The organism is Streptomyces swartbergensis (assembly GCF_002148965.1).
In the GTDB taxonomy this organism is placed as follows: Bacteria; Actinomycetota; Actinomycetes; order Streptomycetales; family Streptomycetaceae; genus Streptomyces; species Streptomyces swartbergensis.
In genome coordinates, this window is the sequence record NZ_NGFN01000588.1 from 1 (window position 1) to 2,772 (window position 2,772).

Consider the following 2,772-nt stretch of genomic DNA (forward strand, 5'->3'; position numbering starts at 1 on the left):
GGGTCCCGTCTCTCCAGCTCCGTGAAGCAGCGTCCGGCGGTGTCGTCGAGTCTGGCGCGTCTGGCGAACCGGTCCCAGGGCAGGGCGCTCTCGCCGAGGAAGGACGCCGAGGTGCCCTGGGCGCGGTGCCGTTCGACCTCCAGCTGCCAGGCCCGGTCGCGGGCGGTGACGAGGCCCTGGGCGTGGGCGAGTTCGGCCGCGCTGCCCGCGCGCAGATGCGGAATGCCCCAGGCGTCGCGGTAGATCTCGGTGGCCACACTGTGCCCCCACTTTCCTTTAGGTTAGCCTTGCCTAAGTCATAGCTGTGGCGGAAATCGTACGCGAAGGGTGAATACGGGATGGGGCAGGGGCGGGGTTGGGAGGGCGCGGTCCTCAAACTGCTGCGTGCGAAGGATTTCGTGTTCACCGTGACCGACGCGGAGGACGTCACCCCGGACTACCGGCGGCTCCACTTCACCGACGGCGGTCTGCTCGCGGCGACCGGCGTGCACCCGACCATGTGGGTACGGCTGTGGTTCGACAACGCGGGCAGGCCCCACCAGCGGGCCTACACCCTGGTCGACCCGGACCCCGCGGCCGGGACGTTCAGCCTGGAGTTCGCCCTGCACGAGGGCTGCGCGAGCGACTGGGCCAGGGCGGCGAAGCCCGGCGACACCATCGAGGCGACCGTCCAGGGCACCGGCTTCGAGCTCCCCGACCCCGCTCCCTCCCACGTCTTCGCCGTCGGCGACCCGGCCTCGCTGCCGGCCATCAACTCCCTCCTGGACACGCTGGGTTCCGCCCCGGCCACCGTCTGGTTCGAGGGCGGCGACGACGATCTGCCGTTCCGCACCGACCCGGCCCGGCACGAGCTGCGCAAGGTGCCGCGCCAGGACTCCGGAGCCCATCTGGTCGACCAGGTGAAGGCGGACCTGCCCGGCCTGCTCCAGAGCACCGCCGACCCGTACGTCTGGATCGCCTGCGACACGGCGACGACGCGGTCGCTCGCGGCATACGTCCGCAAGGAACTGGGCCTGCCCAAGCAGCGGGTGCACGCGCTGGGCTACTGGCGGGCGACGTAGGCACCGGTGCGGGCCCGGCTCCGGACGCGGCCGGGCCCGCACCGAGGGATGATCGGGACATGAACGTCACTCTTCACCTCGCCCAGGACCCCGAGGCCGACGCGCTGCTCGGGCGCAGTCCGCTCGCCGCGCTGGTCGGGATGCTGCTGGACCAGCAGATCCCGATGGAGTGGGCGTTCAAGGGTCCGGCGACCATCGCCCAGCGGCTCGGCACGGACGACCTGGACGCGCACGAGATCGCCGCGCACGACCCCGAGGCCTTCGCCGCGCTGCTCTCCCAGAAGCCGGCGGTGCACCGCTACCCGGGCTCCATGGCCAAGCGGATCCAGCAGCTGTGCCAGTACCTCGTCGAGCACTACGACGGTGACGCCGAGGCCGTCTGGAAGGACGCCGCCACCGGCAAGGAACTGCTGAAACGACTGGCCGAACTGCCCGGCTTCGGCAAGCAGAAGGCCCAGATCTTCCTCGCCCTCCTCGGCAAGCAGCTCGGCGTGCAGCCGACGGGCTGGCGCGAGGCCGCGGGCTCCTACGGCGAACCCAAGTCCTTCCGCTCGGTCGCCGACATCACCGGCCCCGAGTCGCTGGCCAAGGTACGAGCACACAAACAGGAAATGAAGGCAGCGGCCAAGGCTGCGAAGGCGCCCGGGAGGTAGCCCCCTGCGGGACGCGGGCACCGACTGACACGGCCCGCCCCAGACGGCGGACATCCGTGACCTGCCCGGGGCGTCGGCGACGCGGCGGGGCCCAGGTGACGGGCGTCCGTGCCTCGCCCGGACGCCAGCGACGCGACCGAGCCCAGGTGACGGGCGTCGGTGGCGTGGCCGAGCCCAGGTGACGGGCGCCAGCGGCTTGGCCGAGCCCAAGTGACGGGCGTCGGTGGCGCGACCGAGCGCATGTGACGGGCGTCATCGGCCGTGGCCGAGCCCAGGTGACGGGCGCCAGCGGCTTGGCCGAGCCCAGGTGACGGGCGCCGGCCGCGGGCCCGCCGGGGTCCGCGGGCATCAGCCACACGGTCCGGCCAGACAACAGACGCCGGCCACAGGCCCGCCCATGTGGCAGACGCGAGCTGCGTGGGCGAGCCAGTTGGCCACCGTTAGCCGCGTAGCCCGGACGGGGGCGTGCGCCAGCCACAGGCCCACCCGGGGGGAACGGGCATCAACCACACGGCCTACCCCAGGTCACAGACATGAGCCGCATGGCCGAGCCAGGCGGCAGGCCTCAACCGCGCCGCCCCGACCAGCTCGCGGGCGCCAACCGCAAGCGCGCCCAAGCCGTGGACATCAGCCGCAGGCCGCCCCAGACAACAGGCGCCGGCCACACGGCTCGCCCCGGACAGGTCTCAACCGCAGGGCCGGGCCCAGCTCCCGGACATCAGCCACAGCCCCACCCACGTCGCGGGCGTCAGCCCCGCGACCTGGCTCAGTCGCGGCCGTAAGCCACAGCCCCACCCAGGCCGCAGGCATCAGCACACCGCCGGCCACAGACGACGAGCGTCAACCGCACGGCCACCCCAGACAACAGACATCAACCGCAGGGCACCACACCAGGCAACAGCCATCAACCGCACGGTCCACCCCAGGTGGCGAGCCCCTCCCAGCCGGTTCAAGCATGGACCATGACCGAGCCACCGAGCGGCTCCCCGTGGGAGCCGCTCGGTGGCTCGGTCATGGTCCATGCTTGAACCGGCTGGGAGGGGCTCGCCACCTGGGGT

3 protein-coding genes are annotated in these 2,772 nt (G+C 72.3%); 2 read left to right on the forward strand and 1 reads right to left on the reverse strand.

All coding sequences use genetic code 11. The features are described from left to right. Positions 1-257: penicillin acylase family protein (locus CA983_RS42450; RefSeq protein ID WP_143645777.1), on the reverse strand; the 257-nt coding region annotated here is incomplete at its 3' end. Positions 258-338: 81 nt separating this feature from the next. Here CA983_RS42450 and CA983_RS42455 point away from each other — a divergent pair. Further along, on the forward strand, positions 339-1,061 hold the full coding sequence (locus CA983_RS42455) for a siderophore-interacting protein (protein WP_086605964.1): 723 nt from the start codon (positions 339-341) through the stop codon (positions 1,059-1,061). A 59-nt stretch (positions 1,062-1,120) separates the two neighbouring features. Continuing rightward, complete coding sequence (locus tag CA983_RS42460) at positions 1,121-1,714, forward strand: HhH-GPD-type base excision DNA repair protein (RefSeq protein ID WP_086605965.1); 594 nt, start codon at positions 1,121-1,123, stop codon at positions 1,712-1,714. Positions 1,715-2,772 lie beyond the last annotated feature (1,058 nt).